The sequence below is a fragment of the Bacillus badius NBRC 15713 genome (assembly GCF_001591605.1).
In the GTDB taxonomy this organism is placed as follows: Bacteria; Bacillota; Bacilli; order Bacillales; family Domibacillaceae; genus Pseudobacillus; species Pseudobacillus badius.
In genome coordinates this window covers 195,261-218,435 of sequence record NZ_BCVF01000001.1, presented here as the reverse complement: position 1 = coordinate 218,435, position 23,175 = coordinate 195,261, and the positions used below count along the sequence as shown (strand labels likewise).

Sequence of the window (23,175 nt, the reverse complement as noted above, 5' to 3'; positions counted from 1 at the left end):
GGGGTCTCACCTGTCCCGCTGATCCCGAAGGAGTCTTTGCGCCTTCCATTTCAATCAACAAAGTGCACTAAAAGAATTTAGCCGTATAGCCCTGTCTGTTTGAAAATGAGATCCTCATGACCAATCAAGCGGCTGAATGAAAAGCCAGCCGTACTTTTTATTTTGCTTGCAGATGAGGACTGTTGATTTCCATCCCAGGCGCTTCGCTTTCCGCGGGGCGGGCAATGAGCCTTCTCGCCGCCAAAGCGCCTGCGGGGTCTCACCTATCCCGCTGATCCCGAAGGAGTCTGCGCACCTTCCATTTCAATCAACAGAGGTTGCAAAGGTCGGGCAGCTGTACAAAATGCTTGAGGTGAGGAAGAGGCTTTCGAAACACGATTCCATCCAAAGGACCAAATAGATCGGATCGCTCTAGACCAGCTTGTGCCAAAAAATCATCTGGTTCGTCAAGTGGCAGCAATGATGGATATCGCTTTTATTGATGACTTAGTAGAAGAGTTGTAGCCGGAAGCAGGCCGCCTAAGCGTTAATCCAGTGAGGTTAATTAAACGGACATTCCTTCCGAACCCCTTTTGCCGGCAAACTAAAAGCTGCTGTCCTCCGACAGCAGCTTTTCTTCATTATCTAGGTGTAAAGCCCAGCCCCTAAAGGCCAAACAGACACTTTTGTTTTTCTTAGTAAACCCACTCGTTGATTTGTTTGTTGTAAGTTGTTAACTCTTCTTCTTTGAAGAAAATCGCGATTTCTCTTTCTGCACTCTCAGGAGAGTCAGAGCCATGAATGATGTTTTTGCCGACAGTTACGCCGAAGTCGCCGCGGATTGTGCCAGGCGCTGCATCTTTAGGGTTTGTTGCTCCCATCATTTGGCGGGCTGTAGCAATCACATTTTCGCCTTCCCATACCATAGCAAATACAGGGCTGGAAGTGATGAAGTCTACTAACTCCCCGAAGAAAGGGCGCTCCTTGTGCTCTGCGTAATGCTGTTCAGCTGTTTCTTTGGAAACGCTCATCAGTTTAGCGCCAACTAATTGAAAACCTTTCTTTTCAAAACGGGCAACGATTTCGCCGACTAGGCCTCTTTGCACACCGTCAGGTTTAACCATTAAATATGTTTTTTCCATTGTAGTCACTCCTATGATATGTATTAAATTTTTTAATAACAATCCTTAAAAATAGTACCATTGATTGGACAAGTTGACAACGTTTCCACTAAAAAAACTAATATTTTCGTTTGCCGATGAATCTGGCAATATCCCGAAGTGATTTTTTCGTGCGATTAGCCGGCAGATCATCCAGTATATCCAATGCCCGGCTTAAATAACGCTGACTGAGCGCATGTGAACGGTCGATCGCATCACTTTGCTTGATCCAGCCGATAATTTCATCTATATCCGCTTTGACCGTATCTTTATTCACTCGGATGATCTTTTCACGCATCTCTTCATTCTCCAACGCATACAGAACAGGCAGCGTCACATTCCCTTGCCAAAGATCGCTCCCCGCTGGTTTGCCTAGCTCTTCTTCTGTAGCTGTCAGATCAAGTATATCGTCCGTGATTTGAAAAGCCATGCCGACATTGTAGCCGAATTGAAACAGCTTTTCGTGAACGGCTTTCGGGACATTGGCAGAGATGGCACCTATTTGACAGCTCGCGGCAATCAGGATCGCTGTCTTGCGTTTAATTCTCCGCAAGTAGTCCCGCAAATTTTGATCGAAGCAATATTTGTCTTTAATTTGATTAATTTCACCAATGCATAGCTCCACCATCGTATTCGACAAAATCTGGTGAGCCTCGACACTCTCAATGTCTGTCATATACTCAAGTGCCCTGGCAAAAATATAGTCGCCCGTGTACATCGCCACCCGGTTATCCCATTCTGCTTTAACCGTCGGCTGGCCGCGCCGGAGTTCCGCATTGTCAATTACATCATCATGAACAAGTGAAGCCATGTGAATTAACTCGAGGGCCACCGCTATATTCTTTACCCGCTCAATGTTGTATTCGCCAAATTTAGCAGCAAGCAGGACAAAAATCGGCCGAATCCGTTTCCCGCCTGCCTGCAGCAAATGAAGCGATGCATCCCGCAATGAAGGAGAAGCAGAGGAGATCGCCCGTTCTAATTCTTTTTCGATTAAGTCAATATCCGCTTTTAGAAACGAATACAGCATAGTTAACTTCATGTTTTCCACCCAGCTTATTTACTTTTGTTTAAAACCAATATGGGTTGCTGCTACACCGCCGGTATGCGATATATAGCTGACATCGACAAACCCTGCCTGTTCAAACATTTGCTTTAATTCTTTCATTCCGGGGAAATCGCGGGCAGATTCCTGAAGCCAGGAATATTCTTTATAACTTTTCGCAAACAATTTTCCAAACAGCGGCATGATAAAACGAAAATATAAGAAATATAGTTGCCGGAAGCCGAGCATGGTCGGCTGGGAAGTTTCCAAGCACACAGCCATCCCTCCCGGTTTCAACACACGATGCATTTCCTGAAGTACCTGCATGTAATCCGGAACGTTGCGAAGCCCGAAACCAATGGTCACATAGTCAAACGTATGATCATCGAATGGAAGTTCCATGGCATTTCCCTGGAGCATCTTCACCTGTTCTAAATCAGCTTCCTCTATTTTCTGTTTGCCAACATTCAGCATATTTTGACTGAAATCGAGTCCGACTACTCGTCCTTCCGGCCCGACAGCCTCGGCCAGAGCGATCGTCCAGTCCCCTGTTCCGCAGCATACATCCAAGGCGGAAGCCTTCTTAGGGACATTCATTTTTTTCATCGTGTTCGTTCTCCATCGCTTATGCTGTTGAAAGCTGATTAAAGAATTCATATGATCGTAATTAGAGGAAATTTTTTCGAACACGCCATGGACTTTTTCTTCTTTCGTTTGTTGCATTCTTTAACCTTCTTCCGCATATGTTTTGTTTCTAAAGACCTCATTATACAGCCTGCCATATAACTGCTCCCCGAAATGAGCCGGACTCCGGTAGTCTAACATCTTCTCTGCTTCTTCTTTGGCTTGATCGATATACCGGTCGTACACTTGCACAATTCTCGAACCGTTATCCAGCAATACAGCAGGACCCTCTTGCCGGTGCACTAAGCTTGCGATCGCTTGAGCAGTCAAGGCGTGTCCACTCTCGAGAAAGCTCTGCTTTTCCCGCAACAGGCGTTTGGCAAAAAGCAAGCGGGAAACAAGCGGGAAAGCCGATTGAAAACGGAAAGCTGTGTAAAAGCGTTCGACAATTTCCGTTTCAATTTTACAGACGCTGGCCATTAATGACTCTATAGATTGGTGCTCCTGCTGATAAAGGACAATTTTATTTTCATTAATGCTTTTCACCGCATCGGAAAGCGCACGAATCATTCGAATATCCTTTAATTCCGCCAGGATTTGATAATATAGTCCGCTAAAATAATCACCGGCAAGCACAGTCAGCTGTTGATCAATTGCAATCTCATTCGATGAAGCCGTTACTTTTTCATGGGTATCAAGGGCGATTTGAATTAAGGTGGCTGTTGTAATATATTTTACCGTTTCGTTCAACGACAGCTGTTCTTTCGTAAAAGGCAGCATTAAAGCGAGCAGCCGCACTTCATCTATCTCCGGCTTTTCAATAAACTTTCTTAAATACGGATAAGAAAGCCACTGCTGCACTTCTTTTTTGATCATTGTTTTTTTTTCAAGCCATTCATTCATCTCGTATACCCCTTACGCTTCATTTCCGCTTTCCATTTCACCGAAACTTGTAACAATTTTAGCGCGGCCGCGAATTTTAATGGCCGAAGTATGCTCCGTGAATTGAGCGATCATGACTTCTCCTTTATCCAGCTTTTCCGAATGGTGAAAGCGGGTATCGGATCCTCTTGTTAAACCAATCACATTCACTCCGTCTTCAACTGCACGGATCATAATAAAGTCATTCTGATTATTCTTCATTCGACCCTCAACCTCTCTTCCGTCAGCCTTTAATTAAATTTAATAGCTCTGAGCGTGAATGAACATCGTTAGCAAACTTGCCGCGCGCCGCCGTTGTCACCGTTTTAGCCCCTGGCTTTTTCACTCCGCGCATAGCCATGCACATATGTTCTGCTTCCACCACTACCATTACACCATGCGGCTGGAGCTTCTCCATGATGGCATCGGCCACCTCAGCCGTAATCCGTTCCTGCAATTGAGGACGTCTGGCTACTGTCTCCACTGCTCTTGCCAATTTACTTAGTCCCGTTACTTTGCCATTCTTCGGAAGATATGCCACATGGGCATGCCCAAAGAAAGGAACTAGATGATGTTCACACAAAGAGTAAAAAGGAATGTCTTTCACCAACACGAGTTCTTCGTAATCTTCTCCAAAAATCGTTTCAAAATACTCTCTTGGATCTTTATTTAAACCGGAGAAAACTTCTTCATACATCTTAGCTACCCGCTTAGGTGTATCAATTAATCCTTCACGGTTTGGATCTTCTCCGACTGCCTCCAAAATCATACGAACTGCTTCTTCAATTTGAGCACGATTCACTTCAGCCATCCTCTACAATCCTCTCTATCCATCGTAAAATTAAAACACTCACTAAATAGTAGCATAACTGAACGAAAAGCGGAAGCGCCTGTTCAGCATGACGGCAGATTTACGCTTCCTTTTCTGAATCTGTCAAGAAACATCCGCCGGCGCAAGCCTCGCCATATAAAAAAGAGAGGCCAAAAAGGCCTCTCTTGTAGCCGTTAGGCTATGTAGTTATTTAACCGCATCTTTCAAAGCTTTCCCTGGTTTAAATGCAGGTACTTTGCTCGCTGCGATTTCGATTTCTGCTCCAGTTTGCGGGTTACGCCCTTTGCGTGCAGAACGCTCACGTACTTCAAAGTTTCCGAAACCAATCAGTTGAACTTTGTCTCCGCTTGCTAATGAGTTTTGGATGGCATCAAAGACGGCTTCAACCGCTTTAGTAGCATCTTTTTTGGATAATTCTGCTGTTTCTGCAACTTGATTAATTAAATCTGTTTTGTTCATGCCATTCACCTCCTCCCAAAGGGGGTTTCAACGAAAGTCTGTATCATCTACCATTACTTTCATTCCTGAGCTTTTTTCTCATTTTTTATACATAGAAAATGAGAAAAGCTTTTAAATCAATGTTTTCACACATTAATTCTGTTAAAAGATTATCACATAAGAAATGCCATATCAAGCAGAATCCCTTAATAATTCTCATTCTTTCTAGGTTTGGGGCAAAAAAACAAAAAAGACTCCCCTGCCATTAAAGGAAGTCCGCAAATAAATACTTATAAAATAATGGCAATCATGCCACCTGATCCTTCGTTGATAATTCTCTCTAATGTTTCTTTCAGCTTATATCTTGCATTTTCCGGCATAAGCGAAAGCTTGCCCTGAATCCCCTCTCTTACAATAGAGCTCAAGTTCCGTCCGAAGATATCGGAATTCCAGATCGAAAGCGGATCTTCTTCAAAGTCCTGCATTAAGTAGCGAACAAGCTCCTCGCTTTGCTTTTCTGTTCCGATAATTGGAGCAAATTCAGATTCTACATCCACTTTAATCATATGGATAGACGGAGCGACCGCTTTTAATCTTACTCCAAAGCGTGAGCCTTGCCTGATGATTTCCGGCTCATCCAGGCTCATATCCGTCAGCGATGGGGCTGCCACGCCGTACCCTGTCTGTTTCACCATGCGCAAGGCGTCGGCAATTTGGTCATATTCCGTTTTAGCATTGGCAAATTCCTGCATTAATTCAAGCAAGTGGTCCTTCCCGCGGATTTCCACCCCAACAATCTCCTTCAACACCCGGTCATACAGCTCATCCGGGGCGAACAAATCGATTTCTGCCACACCTTGCCCCATATCCATTCCTGCCAAGCCGGCATTCTCAATAAATTCATATTGATCAAACTGTCCGATCACCCGGTCAACATCCCGAAGGCGTTTAATATCCTGCACGGTTTCTTTAATAGCCTCTTGATAATGGCCGCGCAGCCAGTGATTTTCTTTCAGCACCATGACCCATCCCGGCAGGTTCACGTTCACCTCATGCACCGGAAATTCAAATAAAGCTTCACGCAGGACACTCATAACATCTGTTTCTCTCATACTCTCAACTGACATGGCAACTACTGGAATATCATATTTCTCAGCAAGGCTTTCTCGAAGACTTTCTGTCTCGGCATGATGAGGACGCGCCGAGTTCACAATCATAATGAACGGTTTCCCGACTTCTTTCAATTCCTCTACAAGCCGCTCTTCCGCTTCTAAATAATTAGCTCTTGGAATTTCCCCAACCGTTCCGTCAGTCGTGATCAGTACGCCGATGGTGGAATGTTCCTGAATCACTTTGCGCGTCCCGATTTCCGCCGCTTCATGAAAAGGAATCGGTTCTTCAAACCAAGGCGTATGAATCATTCGCGGTCCATTCTCATCTTCATACCCTTTGGCGCCCTCAATGACATAACCAACGCAATCAACAAGCCTCACATTTACTGAAAGTCCTTCATCCACATTTATAGAAATGGCCTGATTGGGCACAAATTTAGGCTCAGTTGTCATAATTTGTTTGCCTGCTGCGCTCTGCGGCAATTCATCAAGCGCTCTCGCTTTTTCCGCTTCGTTGTCTATATTAGGAAGAACTAGCAGTTCCATAAATTTTTTTATGAACGTGGATTTCCCCGTACGGACCGCCCCGACAACTCCTAAATAGATATCTCCACCCGTCCGTTCAGCTATATCTTTAAAAATATCTGCTTTTTCCAAGAAATTCCCTCCCGACTTTATTGTTTGCTTTTTTTATTAGCGGTATCGTTCCTACAGTAAATTGTATGATGTTGTCCTGCTTTTATATGACTGAAAAATATTCCTACAAAATAAAAGAAGCCATCCAATAAATGGACGGCTTCTCTTTACTTAACCATAAAAATCGGCTCATTTTTGTCATTTACCGTATAAGGAAGGGAAAATCCAGGGGCAAACGGCGAATCCTCCAAGAGCAATGTCCGGATATCTTCCCCTTGCTTTGCCTCTGCTTTGGATTTTTTTAGCGCTGCATATAAATCGCTGCTGTAATCTACATAAATCCGGCCATCACCTGAGATGACAAGCGGCAAATTTTGCTGGGTATACGGGCTGACAACATAAGGCTCTTCTTTAAAGCCAATCTTTTTGAAGTCTAATGAAAATACATTATTGGCGATTTTATCTTTAAAAGGGGGATACCCTTGCGACCGAATGCGCAATTGAACGTCTCTGATTTGCTCAGCCATGCGCAAATCAATTAGTTTAACCGTTGGATTTTTCTCAACATCCACGAGCGTATATTGGAAAACGCCTCCTGACTCAAAGGCATTCCCCGGAGGTTCAGCCATATACTGCGGTGCAATTTTCTTAAAATCTATTGGATACTTTTCATAAAGCGGAGTATCCGCCTCTTTTGTTTTAATCGGCAAGATTCCGCCATTTGCCTCTTTGAATTGATCAACTGCCGATTGAACCGTCCGAATTTGATCCTCATAAGGCACTTTATTTTCTGCGCGCTGGTCATCCGGGAACATACAGCCGCTCATAAAAGCAGATACAAGGGTGACGATAAGCACAATTGCTAGTTTCTTCATTCGCTGACTCTCTCCTTCAATCTTCAAGCTGGACCGCTGAATACAATATACACCATAATCAATCCGCCAATAATCATACAAGCATAAGCTATAAGAGCAGAGATGGCTTTCAAAAAACCATTTTTTAATTTATAACGGCTTACATAGATGGCAAAAACCGATAGGATCATTAAACCCATTCCTATAAAAGAGATCCACATATTCATCATGGATGCTGACATCTTCTATTGCCCCTTTCCTTGATCGATCATTCTACCTTGGAAGCTCCCGCCGAAGCCTCTCTTCTTTTCGTCATGATTATAACATAACACAGACCATCCAGCCGCATAAAAAGAGCCAAAGCAGCAAAAGCTGCTTTAGCTGTAACGGCCGCCAATTTATTAAGTGCTGGCTTATTCATTTCATTATATGACTGCAGTCTAAACGGTGATTATACAAACGCCCGTTAGCTAGTTCTCTTGATTGCGGTCAATGATGTCAACCAAACTTTCCATTTCATTGGTTTTCATCCGGGCCATTAACTCGTCCACCGCTGTTTTAGGATCTTTCCCTTCAAATAAAACTTGATACAGGGCTTCGGTGAGAGGCATCTCCACTCCATATTTCAGTGAAAGCTGCCGGGCAGCTCTTGTGGTTCGCACACCTTCTACCACCATTCCCATATTGTCAAGAACGTCTTGAAGCTTCTGCCCTTTTCCAAGCATATTCCCAGCACGCCAATTCCGTGAGTGGACGCTTGTACATGTCACAATTAAATCACCGATCCCCGTCAAGCCGGAGAAAGTAAGCGGATCAGCCCCCATTTTAGTGCCAAGCCGAGCAATTTCTGCCAGTCCCCTCGTAATTAAAGCGGCCTTTGCATTATCCCCATATCCAAGACCATCAGAAATACCGGCTGCGAGGGCAATAATATTCTTCAATGCCCCTCCAATTTCAACGCCGATCACATCCGGGTTGGTATACACCCGAAAATGCTGATTCATAAAAATGTCCTGAACCTTTTCCGCAGCATCAATATTATCTGAAGATACGGTTACTGTCGTCGGATGGCGCAAGCTCACTTCTTCGGCATGGCTCGGACCTGAAAGTACGACGATGTCCTTGCAGAGCTCCTCCGGCAGTTCTTCTCTGATCATTTCTGATATCCGCATCAGTGTGTCCGGTTCGATTCCTTTGCTTACATGAACAGCTGTAAACGGCTCTTTCCGGACGCTTTTGATTAACTGAAGCACTTCACGGATCGCTTTCGTTGGAACAGCGAGCACCACTAGATCTGTCCCTCTTAATGCCGTTTCTATTGAGCTCGAAGCCCGTATAGTTTCAGGCAGCTGAATCTCCGGCAAGTACTGCAGATTCGTATGCTTTTCATTGATTTCTTCTACACGGTTTTCATTTTTTGTCCACAGACAAACCTCATGGCCGTTATCAGCAAGGACAATAGCGAGTGCGGTTCCCCAGCTGCCTGCGCCAAGCATTGCAATGTTCTCTTTATTTCTCATGAATATTCACCAGCTTTTCTTTATTTTCGGGCCCGTGAAAGGATACGTATCGGCGTTCCTTCAAAATCGAACGCTTCACGAATGCGATTTTCCAAAAAGCGCTCATAAGAGAAGTGCATCAATTCTGGTTCATTCACAAAGACAACAAAGGTCGGCGGCTTGACCGCTACCTGGGTTGCATAATAAATTCTCAAGCGCTTGCCTTTATCCGTAGGTGTCGGGTTCATGGCTACCGCATCCATGATCACATCATTCAAGACGCTCGATTGAACGCGCATGCTGTGATTCTCGCTGACCTGGTTAATCACTGGAAGGAGCGTATGTACCCGCTTCTTCGTTTTAGCTGAAAGAAAGACGACTGGTGCATAACTAAGGAATAAGAAATGGCTTCTGATTTTTTCCTCAAATTCCTTCATCGTTTTTTCGTCTTTTTCAATTGCGTCCCATTTATTGACGACAATAATCACAGCCCGTCCAGCTTCATGGGCGTAGCCGGCAATATGTTTATCCTGTTCCCGAATGCCTTCTTCGGCATTCAATACAACAAGAACCACGTCTGAACGTTCAATGGCACGAAGCGCACGAAGCACACTGTATTTCTCCGTCGTTTCGTAGACTTTTCCTTTTTTGCGCATACCGGCCGTGTCAATAATGACATATTCCTGGTCTTCATACTCATAAGGCGAGTCAATGGCATCCCTTGTCGTTCCTGCAATATCGCTAACAATGACCCGGTCTTCCCCGAGCAAAGCATTTACCAGGGAGGATTTCCCGACATTTGGACGGCCGATCAAGGAAAACTTAATGACATCCTCATCGTATTCTTCTGATTCGGCATCCGGAAAATGACCGACTACAGCGTCAAGCATATCTCCAAGCCCGATCCCATGCGCACCAGAAATCGGAAACGGCTCGCCAAAGCCCAAGGCGTAAAAATCATAAATTTGGCTTTTCATTTCGGGATTATCCACTTTATTAACGGCTAATACTACGGGCTTCTTCGAGCGGTATAGTATTTTCGCCACTTCCTCATCCGCTGTTGTGACTCCTTCGCGGCCGCTTGTTAAAAAAACAATGACATCTGCTTCGTCAATAGCAATTTCTGCTTGCTGGCGAATTTGCTCTAGAAACGGTTCGTCTCCAAGGTCAATTCCGCCAGTGTCAATAATATTAAATTCATTATTGAGCCACTCACCTGTACTATATATGCGATCTCTCGTAACCCCTGGAACATCTTCAACAATTGAAATTCTTTCACCGACAATCCGGTTAAAAATGGTTGATTTTCCGACGTTCGGACGGCCGACAATCGCGACAACTGGTTTCACCATTTGGTTCACCCTTTCCATGCATACATTCTCTCTGTTCTAGCTTCTCCATCCGTACAAATAAAACCCTTCTAGCAGGAGAAGGGCTTTTCTGAACTCGTTCATTTTATCAATATTCCAGATGGCAAGCAACTATAATCCTGTGTTTTTGAAAATAACCGCTGCTTTTCTATCTTTGGCTAAAGGCTGCCGGCTCATATCCGCGAACATGCAGGCGGTGAAAAGTTTCTCCCTTAATAATAAGAGGAGCTTGTCGCAAATCCGTCACGCGCCTGGCGCCAACCGCACACATAATCAGCTTGAGGTCATTATGTACAGCAAACAATTCATCTCTTAAAGCTTCTGGCCCTTCGTCCATCAACACCTTGAGAAAGGTACCGGCCATTCCCGCCGCTGCCGCTCCAAGGGCGAGCGACTTGGCGGCGTCCAAGCTGTGTTGAAGTCCGCCGGAAGCAATCACATCCGGCCCGCCGTCCACTGCGGCGCATTCTATAATAGCTGCAGCAGTTGGAATCCCCCAGTGACTAAAATAGTCCAGCTTATTTGCCCGGCGCTTGTTTTCCACAGCAGCAAAATTAGTGCCGCCGAATCCGCTCACGTCCATTGCAGCAACGGGCAACTTTGCGAGCTTTTCTGCCGCTTCTCTTCCTAAGCCAAAGCCGGTTTCTTTCACAAACACGGGTACAGGCAGCCTCTCGGCAATCCGTTCAATTCGTTCAAGCGCCCCTTTAAAGCTCCTATCCCCTTCCGGCATAGTTAATTCCTGAATAACATTTAAATGGATTTGCAGCGCATCGGCTTCAATCATGTGCACCGCTGCCTCCGCTTGTTCCACCGTTGCTTCGCTGCCAAGATTGGCAAAAATGATTCCTTCCTTATACAGCTTGCGAACGATTATAAACGACTGTCTTTCCTCGGGGTTTTTCAAGGCGGACATTTGAGAACCGACCGCCATCGCTACTCCTGCCTCTCTTGCCGCCACAGCCAGCTGACCATTGATCCTCTCCGTGTCTTTTCCCCCGCCGCCCGTCATCGCATTGATAAAAATCGGCGAACTTAATGAAAGTCCGCCAATCTTTGTTTGAATCGATACTTCTGCTAGCGATGTGTCCGGAAGGCTCTGATGGACAAATTCGATATCATCAAAGCCGGTCCGCCTGCTTTGGCCGGTTGAAAGCGCATACTTAATATGATCCCGTTTTCTTTGTGCCCTCGTCACTATTCATCACCGTTTTCTTATACTATAGGTTCAAAAAGCAGAAGAACGGATCTATTTAAACAGATCCGAACTTAGCTTCTTCTATATTGACCCTGTTAAAAAGAGCAGACTGCCTATATGCTCTTTTTATTCGCCCCGCTTTAATCCTTTCAGCTTATCGCCAATCATTTCACCAAGCTGAAAGCCGGTATTTTCTTCAGGCATGCTGTAAGATTCGTTTTCCTCTACTGCCGGCTCTTCGTCAAATGGCTTCATTGTCAATGAAAGGCGGTTTTCTTCCTCATTAACATCAAGCACTTTCACCTTTACTTCCTCTCCTTCTTTCAGAACCTCATGAGGAGTACCGATGTGGCGGTTAGAAATTTGCGAGATGTGAACTAGCCCTTCTACTCCCGGGAAAACTTCCACAAATGCTCCGTAAGATACAAGACGTTTCACTGTGCCAGTTAACTCAGCGCCCACTGGAGCTTTCTCAGCAATATCTGCCCAAGGTCCCGGAAGCGTCTCTTTAATGGACAAGGAAATTCTTTCACTGTCACGGTCTACAGATAAGACTTTCACTTTGACTTCCTGGCCTTCCTGGATTACGTCAGACGGCTTTTCTACATGCTCATGTGACAATTGAGAAATGTGAACAAGACCATCTACGCCGCCAATGTCAACGAACGCGCCAAAATCAGTAAGGCGTTGAACTTTCCCTTCAAGAACGTCGCCTGCTTGAATTTCGGAAAGGACTTTCTTTTTGTTTGCTGACTTTTGCAGGTCAATTACAGCACGGTGAGACAGAATTAAGCGGTTTTTCTCCTGGTCAAGCTCAACAATCTTAAAGTTCATTGTTTTTCCTTTGTAATCCTCAAAATCCTCTACGTAATGATCTTCAACTAAAGAGGCAGGGATGAAGCCGCGAATCCCGAGATCAACCACAAGACCGCCTTTTACCACTTCTTTGACTTCCGCTTCAAATACATCTCCGTTTTCAAAGCGTTTTTGCATTTCTTCCCAGGCCTTTTCGGCATCTGCTTTTCGCTTGGAAAGAACATAGAGGTCATCCTCTTCCTTTGTTACTTGGAGCTCAAGCTTGTCGCCTTCTTTTACTACGTCAGTAGCTTTTTCAACATGAAGGCTGGACAGTTCGCTGATTGGGATGATACCGTCTTTTTTGCTTCCTTCAATTTCGACCTGAACTTGTTTTTCTTCCACCTTTACTACAGTTGCTTGCACTTTATCGCCCACTGCGTAATTGTTCACTTCTACTTGATTCATGTCCTCTGTCATATGTACTCCTCCTTAATACAGAACTGCTTTACATTTATTTGATAAAATATTCTTTCTACTAACTTCTAACAATTGCCGACATTTGTCAAGCAGTATGCTTTTAATAGGCTTCCTCTTTTAGACGGCGGATATGAGACATAATCACGGCGGTTGTTTCTTCGGCGCTTGCTTTGCGGCTGCGCAATTCCTCCATATCAATCGGAGGACCGTAAATCACTTTCACCTTGCGGAACATTTTATAAGGGCCAATGATGGCGCACGGCACCACCTGCGCGTCTGTGCGCAAAGCAAAGAAGCCTGCTCCTGCCATCCCTTCACCGATTTCCCCTGTTTTTGAACGGGTGCCCTCAGGAAAAAGTCCTAATACCTTTCCTTCTTTTAAAAACTTCAGACCCTTACGCAAAGCTTCTCGGTCACTCGCTCCTCTTTTTACGGGAAAGGCATTTAAGTTAGCTAACATTTTCCCGAAAACAGGAACTTTAAACAATTCTTCCTTTGCCATAAATAGGATAGGCCGCGGGGCTGTGATCCCTACAACCGGTGGATCGAGATTATCGATATGATTGCTGCACAAAAGCACGCCGCCTTCTTTCGGAAAATGCTCGATACCGCGAACTTCTATGCGGTAGAGAGGCATCAGCACCGATTTCACGACTGATCTGGCGATTGTATAAAATGTTACCATGCTTGTTCCCTTTCTTTCGCAATTGAGATGATTTGGTCAACTACGTCCGCAATGGACAAGGAAGTTGTATCCAGCTCTATCGCATCTTCCGCTTTTTTCAGCGGTGCAGCTTCACGCTCCGAGTCCCTTTTGTCCCGGAGAATAATCTCTTCTTTTAATTTCTCTATATCTGAGGAAAATCCTTTAGAAATATTCTCCAAATGCCTTCTTTTTGCCCGTTCTTCGACACTTGCTTTCAGAAAAATTTTCACGTCTGCATTAGGAAGAACATGAGTGCCAATATCGCGCCCATCCATGACGACCCCGCCCTTTTCAGCGAACAGCTGCTGGCGTTTCACCATCTCTTCGCGCACGGGCGCGTGCTTGGCAACGAAAGAAACTGAATTTGTCACTTCGCTCGTTCTGATTTCATCTGTCACATCTTTGCCATTTATTAATACGAGTTGACCGGCTTCTCCCGGTTTTAAATCAATAATGGACTCCCGGAGCAGCTGCAGCAGCTCGTCCGCATCTTCCAAATCGGCCTGGGCTTGGAGGGCTTTATACGTTAGCGCACGGTACATAGCCCCAGTATCGATGTAAATATAGGATAGTTTTTCAGCAATGATTTTTGCTACTGTGCTCTTCCCCGCAGCAGCTGGGCCATCAATGGCGATTTGCATTTGTTTTTTCATGGCGTTCACCTTCTAAACATTTTTTCTCCTTATTCTATCATAAGGAGTGAGATTATTTCTCCAAAAAAAAGCCTGCCGGCTGGCAGGAGGTCATTAAATTAATCCTTTTCTTTTCATAATCAACTGACGCTCAAAGCAGAAGCGAAGCAGAATTTGCTGCTCTGCCTCCTCAAGATTGACAAATTCCACAGAAACAAATTTACGTCCTTTATCGTCTGTGCGCACCCGGACAGCCCGGCCCATTATTTCAAAATAATGGTGCTCGCCTGATTGCATCGGCAAGGAAAGATAAATCCTGCCCTGGTCTCCATGGCTCACTTCTATGCCCTCCGGTAAAGAAACGGCGATTCCGCCAGCGCTAATATCCTCTGTTGCAGCCGTAAAGGCAGCCGAGTTCTCGAAGTGAACGGCTGCATCAACCGGGATTTGCACACGGACAAATTTACGTCTCTGAATGCGGACATACTTTTCCGGTCCAGGATCGCGAAGAATTAACAGCGGAATATCCCTCTTCGTCCGTCCTGCTACTTCGGTTGTAAAGGCATAAACGGCCGAGGAATATTTCGGGTCAACAAACTCAGCCGACAGTCTCGTTCCATCCACAAAAAAAGTGGAACGGTTTGTGCTCATATTCACCGGATAATCAATGAGGATCATTCCCTCGTCAGTATCCGCCACCCGGCAGCGATATTGCTCTTCCTGTTCCTGCTCTGTAGAAAACAGCAGCAGCTGCATTCCTGTTTCAATCATCTTTATCACCCACCTAATTCCTTCCCCGATGGGTAATTACACCCATTCTTTCTTCGAATTATAGAGGGTGATTAGTGAAAAGGCAATAGAATAACGCCTGAATTGGAATTTTTATAAAAGGTTGTCATAAACTGGTTCCACTTGGCGCAGCTTTTCAACTTGCTCCTCGGTGCCGTCTTTGGCATTGATGAGAATCCGATACGTTTCTTCTCCAAGGGTGCCTAAAAACTCGTAACAGAGCACTTCTTGGTTAAGCTCATTTTGAATAATCGCCAGCCTCTTCTCTTGAATGTTCACTCGCGGGTTAATAAACGCTTCCGCTTCCTTCTCGGTCAACACCGGCTTGCTTAGCTTTCTATTATGGTGATTTTCGAAATATTCATTTGCCGTTACCCCGATCACCTGTCCGTTATCAAGGGCTACCTTCACTTTCACTGCATCAGGATAGATACGAATACCGCTCTGCTGGCCTACGAAAGCGAATACGCCAACATTATCATATTGGGTACTGTCATCTAGCACCAGCCCTTTCATTTGGTGACGATTTAAAAAAGCAACCGCCTTATCACTGGCTTCATTTAAACTAATGTTCTGCTTTCCTATTTCCCTGTCTACGATATACCAAAGCGGATAACCGCCCCTTCTCGTTATATCGATGTTCGCTTCTTCGCCATATTTATTTTTCATGTAAACACTGTAAAAAGAAAAATCCGAACCTTTTCCGCTCTTTGTTACTTTTATATCATTCACCTGTTTCATCTGAATGTAATTTAGTGCTTTGGTCTGTGCTTCCTTTTTAGAGATCGGCGCGCCTTTATTATCTTTTAAGTAATTGGCGCTCAACTGATTGGTATTGCCTGGAAGCGGGTCCGTATTTGTTTCGCTGTAGCCCTCCGCTTTCTTCTCAACAGTTTTAAATCCGTCAATAATGGTATTGTCTTCCCCTTCTTTTTCGGTAGCTAAAGCCAGTTCAACATCCATCCATCTTAAATTATTTTTTAGCGTCATATGCTGAACTTTTCTTAATTCATTTTGAATATTGCCCGATTGCTTATATAAGCTTTTCAAACGGGCATATTCTTTATCCGTAAGCGGCTCCTTATCTAAGTCCCGAACAGCTGCCTTATAGCTGAATTCTCCGATACTGCCAAGCAGTTCTTCCGTTTTGTTAAATGGCAGCAGTGTTAATGGCAGCTGCCCCACATCACTTTGTGCCTGGGAGGTCAAGCGCCATACATCCGCAAGGGCTGGTGAAAGGGACTTACGGGAATTCATTGCCAAAGTGGCTCCAATTTGATCATGGATGCGGTCTATGCCAAAGGTTAAATTATGAAAGGCACGCTGATAGTTGTTTTCCGCATTAATTAAAATTGCATTTTTTTCCTTATGTTCCTGGTAGCCCCAGAAACCAACTCCTACAGCGGCCAGCGATAATACAACAACAGCTAACGTACGCAGCATTGCAGTCCCCCCTTTTTTATTGGCAGAAAATATGCTTTCCGATTTTTTTAATTTGCGGCCTTGTCCAAATCCATGCACTTGTTGCGGTATCAGGGTTGAAATAATATAGGGCATTGCTCGTTGGATCCCATCCGTTAATAGCATCCAGCACCGCTTTCTTTGCCGTTTGATTCGGTGTCAGCCAAATTTGCCCATCTGCCACAGCTGTAAAAGCTCTAGGTTCAAAAATCACTCCTGAAACTGTATTAGGAAAGCTTTGGCTTTCTACACGGTTTAAGATAACTGCCGCGACGGCTACCTGCCCTTCATACGGCTCACCGCGCGCTTCGCCGTGCACGGCATTAGCCATCAATTGAATATCATTTTGCGAAAAGCCGGGCGGCACATTTTGAGCGGTCTGCTTTTTCCCAGAAGACCCTTTTCCGTAATGAGTAAAAGATCGGCCTTTGGCTATTTGTGACTTAACATAACTTTTATCATACTTCGAGGCTTTCACTAGTTTGTTCTTTGTTGTAGCTCCTACAAGGCCGTCAATCGGCAATCCAAAGGCTTCCTGAAAGTTCCGTACAGCCCAGTAAGTTCCCCAGCCATATACGCCATCAATCTTCCCTTTGTAATAGCCGATGTATTGGAGCCTTGCCTGAAGCTCTATGACATCGTCGCCAGAAGCTCCCTTTTGGATAACCTGCCCTGAAAATGCCCGCGATGTTTCCGGCATAACAAGCAGACTGCAGGTGAAGAGACTGATAGCAAACGACAGAACAAGAGCTGTTTGTTTCATATTGGGGCGAATTCTCATCTTTTTTATCCTCCATCTGATAGATGATGTGTACGGATATTTTTTGCAAGGTACATATTTTTATACGGCTTTGTGAAAGAATGATGCAAATCCGCTTCCTGCAGAGGCGCTGGCGCCGAGGAAACTCGCTTTCCGCTCCGCGAAAAGCAAAGCGCTCGGAATGGAAATCAGCCAGTTTCATCTACAAGCAACATAAAAAAAGCTGCATGCAGCCTTTGATGTTCATCAAGGTTGCATGCAGCTTGAGAAGCCTTTTCCATTAAGAGCCTCTTCAGATAGTCTTCTTTGCTGTTTCTTTCCTTACGAGCTTTTATCCTGTACAATCCGCAAATAATGCTGATCAGATAGTTTATGGGCTTGCTTCACTTTTTTAAGCGCCAGCCACCAGAGAAATAGCATAAACGGAACCATATAATATAACCAGGCAGACTCAATAAACAAAATGTAGTCGTACAATCCGTGCAAGAAAAACGGAATGGCCAGGGAGATCCACAGCCTTCTTTTTTTCTTCCCATCCCTGCTGAATTTGGCTTTCCCAAAATAAAATCCCATCAGCACGCCAAAGAGCGCGTGACTTGAGACCGGCAGCAGCGCCCGGAGAAAAGCGTGCTCGACTCCGTAGGCAAGCAGATAGAGAATATTTTCTGCCGTAGCAAATCCGAGCGACACACTCGTTCCATATACAATGCCATCGTACGGTTCATCGAAGTCCATATGCTGATAAATCAGATAAAAGAGTATGAACCATTTCACAAACTCCTCAAGCAGTCCGCTCATCAAAAAAGCTGAAACAACATTGGAAAGAACAATCTTCTCCTCTGTAAGCACATATTGGATAAACATCACCGGAAAAGTAAGCAGCACGCCATAAATGAAAGCTTTGGCGACAGTAGTCACCGGTTCTGTTTCATATTGATCTCTTAAGTAGAAATAGCATAGAAGCGCCAGCCCGGGAGCCACGCCTGCTGAAAAAACCGCCAGCATTAATCTTATCCTCTTTTCTTTCGGTTTTCTTCATCGTATCATTATTAAAAAGGATTGAACATAGATAATCCAAATTTGTCCAATGGGGGTTTTTTCTTTTGTCAAAAAAACGAATATTTGTTATTCATACAGGCGGGACCATTTCGATGGAGGAAGACAAACAATCAGGTGCCGTGAAGCCGGCTGAGACGAACCCGTTATTTTCATTCAACCATTTAATGGATGAGGAAGCTGAAATTGTTTCTTCTGCTCCTTTCCACCTTCCTTCGCCTCATATCACTCCGAAAGAGATGCTGGCGCTGAAGAATTTAATTGATGGCACATTGGCGAAAGAGCCATTTGATGGCATCGTTATTACACATGGAACAGATACACTAGAGGAAACAGCTTATTTTCTCGATCTAACGCTGGCAACGGACATTCCGGTTGTCGTAACAGGTGCGATGCGTTCAAGCAACGAAATCGGCGCCGACGGACTGTATAACTTACTTTCATCCATCCGGGTCGCTGCCTGCAGTGAAGCCAAAGGAAAAGGGGTGCTCGTCGTCTTAAATGATGAGATCCACTCAGCAGATAACGTTACTAAGACGCACACAAGCAATATCTCCACTTTTCAAAGTCCACAGTACGGACCGGTCGGGATTATTACAAAAAGGAAAACTCTTTTCCACCATGAGCCTGCCCGCCGCCAGAAGATCCCTGTATCTGCTGTCGATAAGCGCGTTGCGTTAATCAAAGCATATGCTGGCATGGATTCTTACTTGCTGTCCGCCCTAAAGGAGCTTCGCTATGATGGGGTTGTCATTGAAGCGCTTGGACAAGGCAATCTTCCGCCAGAAGCTGTCTCGGCTGTGAAAGATCTGATCGCTGAGAACATTCCTGTTGTGCTTGTATCAAGATGCTTTAACGGCATTGTCCAGGATATATACGGCTATGAAGGCGGAGGCAAACAATTAAAAGAGCTCGGGGCCATCTTCTCCAACGGTTTGAACGGACAAAAAGCCCGGCTGAAGCTGCTGATTGCCCTGGGGGCTGAGCAGCCGATCAATCTTGAAAAGCTATTTGAATAACAAAAAAGCGGGCGACATTCACCCGCTTTTTTGTTATTCTCTTTCCCTCTCAGCAATAGCGGCCGCAATCTCTCCGCCATGAAAGCGGCCATTTTCGATAAAAATCTCGTTGGCGTTATTTCCGGCCGCAATGACTCCGGCAATAAAAACCCCTTCGACATTCGTTTCTTTCGTTTCCTCATCGTAAATTGGCCGCCCGGTCTCCCGATCAATGCCAATGCCCATTGCTTCGAGAAAGCTATGGTCAGGATGATAGCCCGTCATCGCAAACACAAAATCATTTTTCAAGCGCTTTTCTTTGCCTTTCCGGTTATATACGACAGTATCTTTTGTAATCTCTGTTACCTCTGCCTGAAATTCCATATGAATGTCTCCGTTTCGGACGAGCGCGTCAAATTCAGGAAGAATCCACGGCTTGATACTTTTTGAATACTCGCTGCCACGATAAAGAACAGTCACGCGCGCTCCAGCTTTATGAAGCTCTAACGCCGCATCCACTGCCGAGTTTTTGCCGCCGATGACAACGACATCCGTATCAAAATAAGGGTGGGCCTCTTTAAAGTAATGAAACACTTTATCGAGCCCTTCCCCCGGAATGTGCATATAATTCGGATGATCATAATAGCCTGTTGCAATGATTACATATTTGGCTTCGTACGTTCCAGCTGATGTGTATACACAGAATGAATCATCAGACAGCTTTTTTACCTTTTCAACTGTTTCAAACCGGTGAATGCGAAGCTGTTTCATTTTCACTACTTCCCGATAATACGTAAGGGCTTGATTGCGCTTTGGCTTGCGTTCTTCAATAATAAAAGGCACATCACCGATAGCCAGCTTTTCACTTGAGCTGAAAAACGTCTGGTGTGTCGGATAATTATAAATCGAATGGACAATGTTTCCTTTCTCAATGACAAGCGGGTCTTTGCCAATCCCTTGCAGAGCAATCGCAGCAGATAACCCGCATGGTCCGCCGCCGACAATAATACAATCTTCCTTTTGCATAATTCCACTCCCTATTCTCCGTACAACAAAATTTCCTGCTCTATTTTGATGATAGGAGAAAATCACCGGACTTTCAACGGATAGGTCTTGCGGGAATTATGCTTTCTTCACGAAGTATTCGTAAATCTTTGCTGTCGCCTCTTCGGGGATGACTTGAATCGCGTATTCTTTCAACAACTCCTCAGAAAGGCTGGACATCCAGCCATACTCAAGCAAAGCGGATTCAAGGTCATCAAACTGGCTATCAAAGTCAAAAGAGAAACAAAGATAATAAGCATCTTTGAAATAGAAAAGGGAACTTTGTATAGCCCTCACTTTTTTCTCATCGTGAACTAACCCAATCACATCTTCAATATCAGCAAACTTAAATGTTAACTCACAGCCATATTCATCTTCTATCTCTGCCGGCGCCTCCTCCACTTTATTTAAAAAGTCGAAGTGGTCAATCGTTAAAATTAAAACTAGCTCATCACCTGACATAGAATGAACTTCAATAGCAATCATTCCTTCTGTGTCAATATCCAGCTGTTCTTCAATCACATCCAGCATCTCATCAAAGATCTCATGCCAAATATAGGAGTCCTCGAGAATATGCTTTTTCAAACAGCCTTTTTTTCTTAACTCTTCATAAGTAACGGAAAGCATTACCTTATTATCTGATAAACGCTCTATCCTCATAGTTTGCTGCCCCCTGCTTAAGGACCTCTTTACGACATACTATGAATCAGAACGCAGATGGTGAGTTGTTATGTGATTTTAATGAAGACGCCCGCTCCTCCCTGGTAAGTGTAATTAAATGGGTCTCTGCTTTGGCACCGAGCCGGAGCGGTACCGCACTTGTTCCATAACCATTAGAGATGAGCATATCCATGTCTCCGTGCTTTTCCCAACCGCCTTCTTTATAAGGACCGATGCCAAACAGACGAATTTGTCCGCCGTGTGTATGCCCGCTTAAAAAAAGAGCGATCCCATCAGCGGCAGTAAGCTTTCTTTGAAAAACAGGGTTATGACTGACCAGGATTTTAAATGCTTGGTCTGGCACCCCTTGAAAAGCGGCTGCTTTGCTGCTGTGGCCCTTGCTGAAATCGTCTACGCCAAGCAGATATACGGCCGATTCTCCTTCACTTCCCGGCAAGCAAACGGATTCATTGCGCAAAACATGGACGCTATGCTCTTTGAACAGCCTCTCCAAGTCAGCCTCCGGGATTTCATAATCATTATTTCCCCATACAAAAAAAACAGGTGCTATCTGCCTTAAGCGTTTCAAGTTATTGGACACCCTGCTTAGAGGCACCCCCTTCTCCGCCAGGTCACCGCCAATAATCACAACATCCGCTTTCCCTTTAACCTTTTCAATAAGCGACGGGTGGATGACCCGCCGATGAATATCAGAAATAAAAAAGAGTGTCAGCGGCCTCTTCCACGGATAATCCGGGAATACACGCCTATCTGTCTTCACTTCATTTCGCTGGGCCTCTCTCCACATAAAAACCGCCAAGCCAGGCAGCAGGATTAGACAAGCCAGTAATAAATACCACATGATAATTTCCCTTCGTTCCTTGAGTAATGATGAATTGCAAAATAATAATCAGAATAACAGATTGAACCAAAAAAAGATATAATATTTCCCCTCTCCCCATACATATAGATTGAACTATAAAAAAGGAGGAAGGGAATGAGCAAACACACCTGGTACAAAACATACCGTCCATATATAAGCCCGATGGACCCCTGTCCGCCCATAACAGTAAAAAGATATTCCACCCCGCCTGAGTTATACGTCGGGTACCAGCCGCCGGGCCTTGCGCAATTTCCGGCATATGAGGCTCTAAAGGCCGGGACACTTTGGAAATGCTTTTACGATCCCTATTATTCGGTGAAGGAAATGAAGAAGGGGGTTAGGGAATGAAGCAGCTGCCCCCTGAATATTACACTGAACTAGAAGAAATTCAAGCTGTCGATTTTGTCATCGTCGAATTAGTCCTTTATCTTCATACCCACCCGGATGATCTCGAAGCGGTGAAACAGTATAACGAATATGTAAAATTAAGCAAAGGCCTCAAAAAAGAGTTTGAAAAAAAATACGGCGCCTTAACAAGCTTCGGATACAGCTATGCCCGCTACCCGTTTGATTACAAAGAAGCCCCGTGGCCTTGGCAAGTATAAGAAAGTGATGGCTGAAAGGAGACTACTATGTGGGTATATGAAAAAAAATTGCAATATCCAGTAAGAGTAAGCACGTGCAACCCGCGGCTTGCTAAATACTTAATCGAACAATACGGCGGGGCGGATGGAGAATTAGCCGCCGCTCTGCGCTATTTAAATCAGCGTTACACCATTCCCGATAAAGTAGTCGGCCTGCTCACCGATATCGGGACAGAAGAATTTGCCCATTTGGAAATGATCGCTACAATGGTCTATAAATTGACAAAGGATGCAACACCGGATCAAATGAAAGCAGCGGGGCTCGCCGGTCATTTTGCAGATCATGATAAAGCGCTATTCTATCATAATGCAGCCGGCGTTCCATGGACAGCTACCTATATACAGGCAAAAGGCGACCCGATTGCTGATTTATACGAAGATATTGCAGCCGAAGAGAAAGCGCGGGCGACTTACCAGTGGTTGATTGATTTAAGTGATGATCCTGATTTAAATGACGGCCTCCGTTATTTGCGGGAACGGGAAGTGATTCACTCACAGCGCTTCCGGGAAGCAGTGGAAATTCTGAAGGAAGATCGCGGCAAAAAGAAAGTATTTTAACAAGACGACCCCCAAGAGCCTGAAAGCCCTTGGGGGTTATT

At 44.8% G+C, this 23,175-nt stretch carries 27 protein-coding genes; 4 read left to right on the top strand and 23 right to left on the bottom strand.

Annotated features, from left to right (window positions below; all coding sequences use genetic code 11):
* Positions 1 to 674: 674 nt before the first annotated feature.
* The 20 genes from ndk to prsW form a co-directional block, all read right to left on the bottom strand.
* On the bottom strand, positions 675 to 1,121 hold the full coding sequence (ndk, locus tag BBA02S_RS01160) for a nucleoside-diphosphate kinase (protein WP_041096956.1): 447 nt from the start codon (positions 1,119 to 1,121) through the stop codon (positions 675 to 677).
* Positions 1,122 to 1,218: 97 nt separating this feature from the next.
* Positions 1,219 to 2,181, bottom strand: coding sequence for a heptaprenyl diphosphate synthase component II (gene hepT / locus BBA02S_RS01155; protein WP_041096958.1), 963 nt, complete (start codon positions 2,179 to 2,181; stop codon positions 1,219 to 1,221).
* Positions 2,182 to 2,199: 18 nt separating this feature from the next.
* Positions 2,200 to 2,907: a demethylmenaquinone methyltransferase gene (locus BBA02S_RS01150; protein WP_041096960.1), complete on the bottom strand. Its 708-nt coding sequence runs from the start codon at positions 2,905 to 2,907 to the stop codon at positions 2,200 to 2,202.
* Positions 2,908 to 2,910: 3 nt separating this feature from the next.
* Positions 2,911 to 3,711 carry a heptaprenyl diphosphate synthase component 1 gene (locus BBA02S_RS01145; RefSeq protein ID WP_041113312.1) on the bottom strand — a complete coding sequence of 267 codons (801 nt, stop codon included), beginning with the start codon at positions 3,709 to 3,711 and terminating at the stop codon, positions 2,911 to 2,913.
* A 12-nt stretch (positions 3,712 to 3,723) separates the two neighbouring features.
* The gene (gene mtrB / locus BBA02S_RS01140; protein ID WP_041096964.1) at positions 3,724 to 3,951 is read right to left on the bottom strand and encodes a trp RNA-binding attenuation protein MtrB; all 228 of its coding nucleotides are present in this window, start codon (positions 3,949 to 3,951) and stop codon (positions 3,724 to 3,726) included.
* 22 nt (positions 3,952 to 3,973) lie between these two features.
* Positions 3,974 to 4,540 carry a GTP cyclohydrolase I FolE gene (gene folE, locus BBA02S_RS01135; RefSeq protein ID WP_041096966.1) on the bottom strand — a complete coding sequence of 189 codons (567 nt, stop codon included), beginning with the start codon at positions 4,538 to 4,540 and terminating at the stop codon, positions 3,974 to 3,976.
* Between the two features lie 207 nt (positions 4,541 to 4,747).
* A complete protein-coding gene (locus tag BBA02S_RS01130) occupies positions 4,748 to 5,020 on the bottom strand; it encodes an HU family DNA-binding protein (RefSeq protein ID WP_041096968.1) in 273 nt (90 codons plus the stop codon).
* Positions 5,021 to 5,289: 269 nt separating this feature from the next.
* Positions 5,290 to 6,768 carry a stage IV sporulation protein A gene (spoIVA, locus tag BBA02S_RS01125; RefSeq protein ID WP_041096971.1) on the bottom strand — a complete coding sequence of 493 codons (1,479 nt, stop codon included), beginning with the start codon at positions 6,766 to 6,768 and terminating at the stop codon, positions 5,290 to 5,292.
* A gap of 146 nt (positions 6,769 to 6,914) precedes the next feature.
* Positions 6,915 to 7,622: a hypothetical protein gene (locus BBA02S_RS01120; protein WP_041096973.1), complete on the bottom strand. Its 708-nt coding sequence runs from the start codon at positions 7,620 to 7,622 to the stop codon at positions 6,915 to 6,917.
* A gap of 23 nt (positions 7,623 to 7,645) precedes the next feature.
* Positions 7,646 to 7,843 (bottom strand): DUF2768 domain-containing protein, encoded by a 198-nt coding sequence (locus BBA02S_RS01115; protein ID WP_041096975.1) that lies wholly within the window; start codon positions 7,841 to 7,843, stop codon positions 7,646 to 7,648.
* A gap of 228 nt (positions 7,844 to 8,071) precedes the next feature.
* Complete coding sequence (locus tag BBA02S_RS01110) at positions 8,072 to 9,121, bottom strand: NAD(P)H-dependent glycerol-3-phosphate dehydrogenase (RefSeq protein WP_041096977.1); 1,050 nt, start codon at positions 9,119 to 9,121, stop codon at positions 8,072 to 8,074.
* A gap of 20 nt (positions 9,122 to 9,141) precedes the next feature.
* Positions 9,142 to 10,452, bottom strand: a complete 1,311-nt coding sequence (der, locus tag BBA02S_RS01105; RefSeq protein ID WP_041098166.1) for a ribosome biogenesis GTPase Der — start codon at positions 10,450 to 10,452, stop codon at positions 9,142 to 9,144.
* Between the two features lie 166 nt (positions 10,453 to 10,618).
* Complete coding sequence (gene fni, locus BBA02S_RS01100; protein ID WP_041096979.1) at positions 10,619 to 11,668, bottom strand: type 2 isopentenyl-diphosphate Delta-isomerase; 1,050 nt, start codon at positions 11,666 to 11,668, stop codon at positions 10,619 to 10,621.
* Between the two features lie 126 nt (positions 11,669 to 11,794).
* A complete protein-coding gene (gene rpsA, locus BBA02S_RS01095; RefSeq protein WP_041096981.1) occupies positions 11,795 to 12,943 on the bottom strand; it encodes a 30S ribosomal protein S1 in 1,149 nt (382 codons plus the stop codon).
* A 100-nt stretch (positions 12,944 to 13,043) separates the two neighbouring features.
* A complete protein-coding gene (locus BBA02S_RS01090; protein WP_041096983.1) occupies positions 13,044 to 13,628 on the bottom strand; it encodes a lysophospholipid acyltransferase family protein in 585 nt (194 codons plus the stop codon).
* Entirely contained in the window at positions 13,622 to 14,302 is a 681-nt protein-coding gene (gene cmk / locus BBA02S_RS01085) for a (d)CMP kinase (protein WP_041096985.1), read from the bottom strand. The genes BBA02S_RS01090 and cmk overlap by 7 nt, the downstream gene beginning before the upstream one ends.
* 93 nt (positions 14,303 to 14,395) lie before the next feature.
* The gene (locus tag BBA02S_RS01080) at positions 14,396 to 15,052 is read right to left on the bottom strand and encodes a flagellar brake protein (RefSeq protein ID WP_041096987.1); all 657 of its coding nucleotides are present in this window, start codon (positions 15,050 to 15,052) and stop codon (positions 14,396 to 14,398) included.
* 111 nt (positions 15,053 to 15,163) lie between these two features.
* A complete protein-coding gene (ypeB, locus tag BBA02S_RS01075) occupies positions 15,164 to 16,513 on the bottom strand; it encodes a germination protein YpeB (protein WP_041096989.1) in 1,350 nt (449 codons plus the stop codon).
* 16 nt (positions 16,514 to 16,529) lie between these two features.
* The gene (gene sleB, locus BBA02S_RS01070; protein WP_231557156.1) at positions 16,530 to 17,231 is read right to left on the bottom strand and encodes a spore cortex-lytic enzyme; all 702 of its coding nucleotides are present in this window, start codon (positions 17,229 to 17,231) and stop codon (positions 16,530 to 16,532) included.
* Between the two features lie 381 nt (positions 17,232 to 17,612).
* Entirely contained in the window at positions 17,613 to 18,296 is a 684-nt protein-coding gene (gene prsW, locus BBA02S_RS01065) for a glutamic-type intramembrane protease PrsW (RefSeq protein ID WP_041096991.1), read from the bottom strand.
* A 98-nt stretch (positions 18,297 to 18,394) separates the two neighbouring features.
* On the opposite strand from prsW, the gene BBA02S_RS01060 reads away from it, so the two are divergent.
* Positions 18,395 to 19,366, top strand: a complete 972-nt coding sequence (locus tag BBA02S_RS01060) for an asparaginase (RefSeq protein WP_041113311.1) — start codon at positions 18,395 to 18,397, stop codon at positions 19,364 to 19,366.
* A gap of 33 nt (positions 19,367 to 19,399) precedes the next feature.
* Here the strand turns inward: BBA02S_RS01060 and BBA02S_RS01055 are convergent, their stop codons facing one another.
* The 3 genes from BBA02S_RS01055 to BBA02S_RS01045 all read right to left on the bottom strand — a co-directional run bounded on the left by BBA02S_RS01055 (position 19,400) and on the right by BBA02S_RS01045 (position 21,911).
* Positions 19,400 to 20,371 (bottom strand): YpdA family putative bacillithiol disulfide reductase, encoded by a 972-nt coding sequence (locus BBA02S_RS01055; RefSeq protein ID WP_041096996.1) that lies wholly within the window; start codon positions 20,369 to 20,371, stop codon positions 19,400 to 19,402.
* A 96-nt stretch (positions 20,372 to 20,467) separates the two neighbouring features.
* Positions 20,468 to 21,049 (bottom strand): adaptor protein MecA, encoded by a 582-nt coding sequence (locus BBA02S_RS01050; RefSeq protein ID WP_041096998.1) that lies wholly within the window; start codon positions 21,047 to 21,049, stop codon positions 20,468 to 20,470.
* 46 nt (positions 21,050 to 21,095) lie between these two features.
* Entirely contained in the window at positions 21,096 to 21,911 is an 816-nt protein-coding gene (locus BBA02S_RS01045) for a metallophosphoesterase (RefSeq protein ID WP_052475118.1), read from the bottom strand.
* Positions 21,912 to 22,046: 135 nt separating this feature from the next.
* Here BBA02S_RS01045 and BBA02S_RS01040 point away from each other — a divergent pair, with 135 nt between their 5' ends.
* Genes BBA02S_RS01040 through BBA02S_RS01030 form a run of 3 tightly spaced genes read left to right on the top strand, consistent with a single transcriptional unit; the run spans position 22,047 to position 23,134 of the window.
* Complete coding sequence (locus BBA02S_RS01040; RefSeq protein ID WP_041097000.1) at positions 22,047 to 22,280, top strand: spore coat associated protein CotJA; 234 nt, start codon at positions 22,047 to 22,049, stop codon at positions 22,278 to 22,280.
* Positions 22,277 to 22,537, top strand: a complete 261-nt coding sequence (locus BBA02S_RS01035; RefSeq protein WP_041097002.1) for a spore coat protein CotJB — start codon at positions 22,277 to 22,279, stop codon at positions 22,535 to 22,537. The genes BBA02S_RS01040 and BBA02S_RS01035 overlap by 4 nt, the downstream gene beginning before the upstream one ends.
* Positions 22,538 to 22,564: 27 nt before the next feature.
* Entirely contained in the window at positions 22,565 to 23,134 is a 570-nt protein-coding gene (locus BBA02S_RS01030; RefSeq protein ID WP_041097004.1) for a manganese catalase family protein, read from the top strand.
* Positions 23,135 to 23,175: the final 41 nt, after the last annotated feature.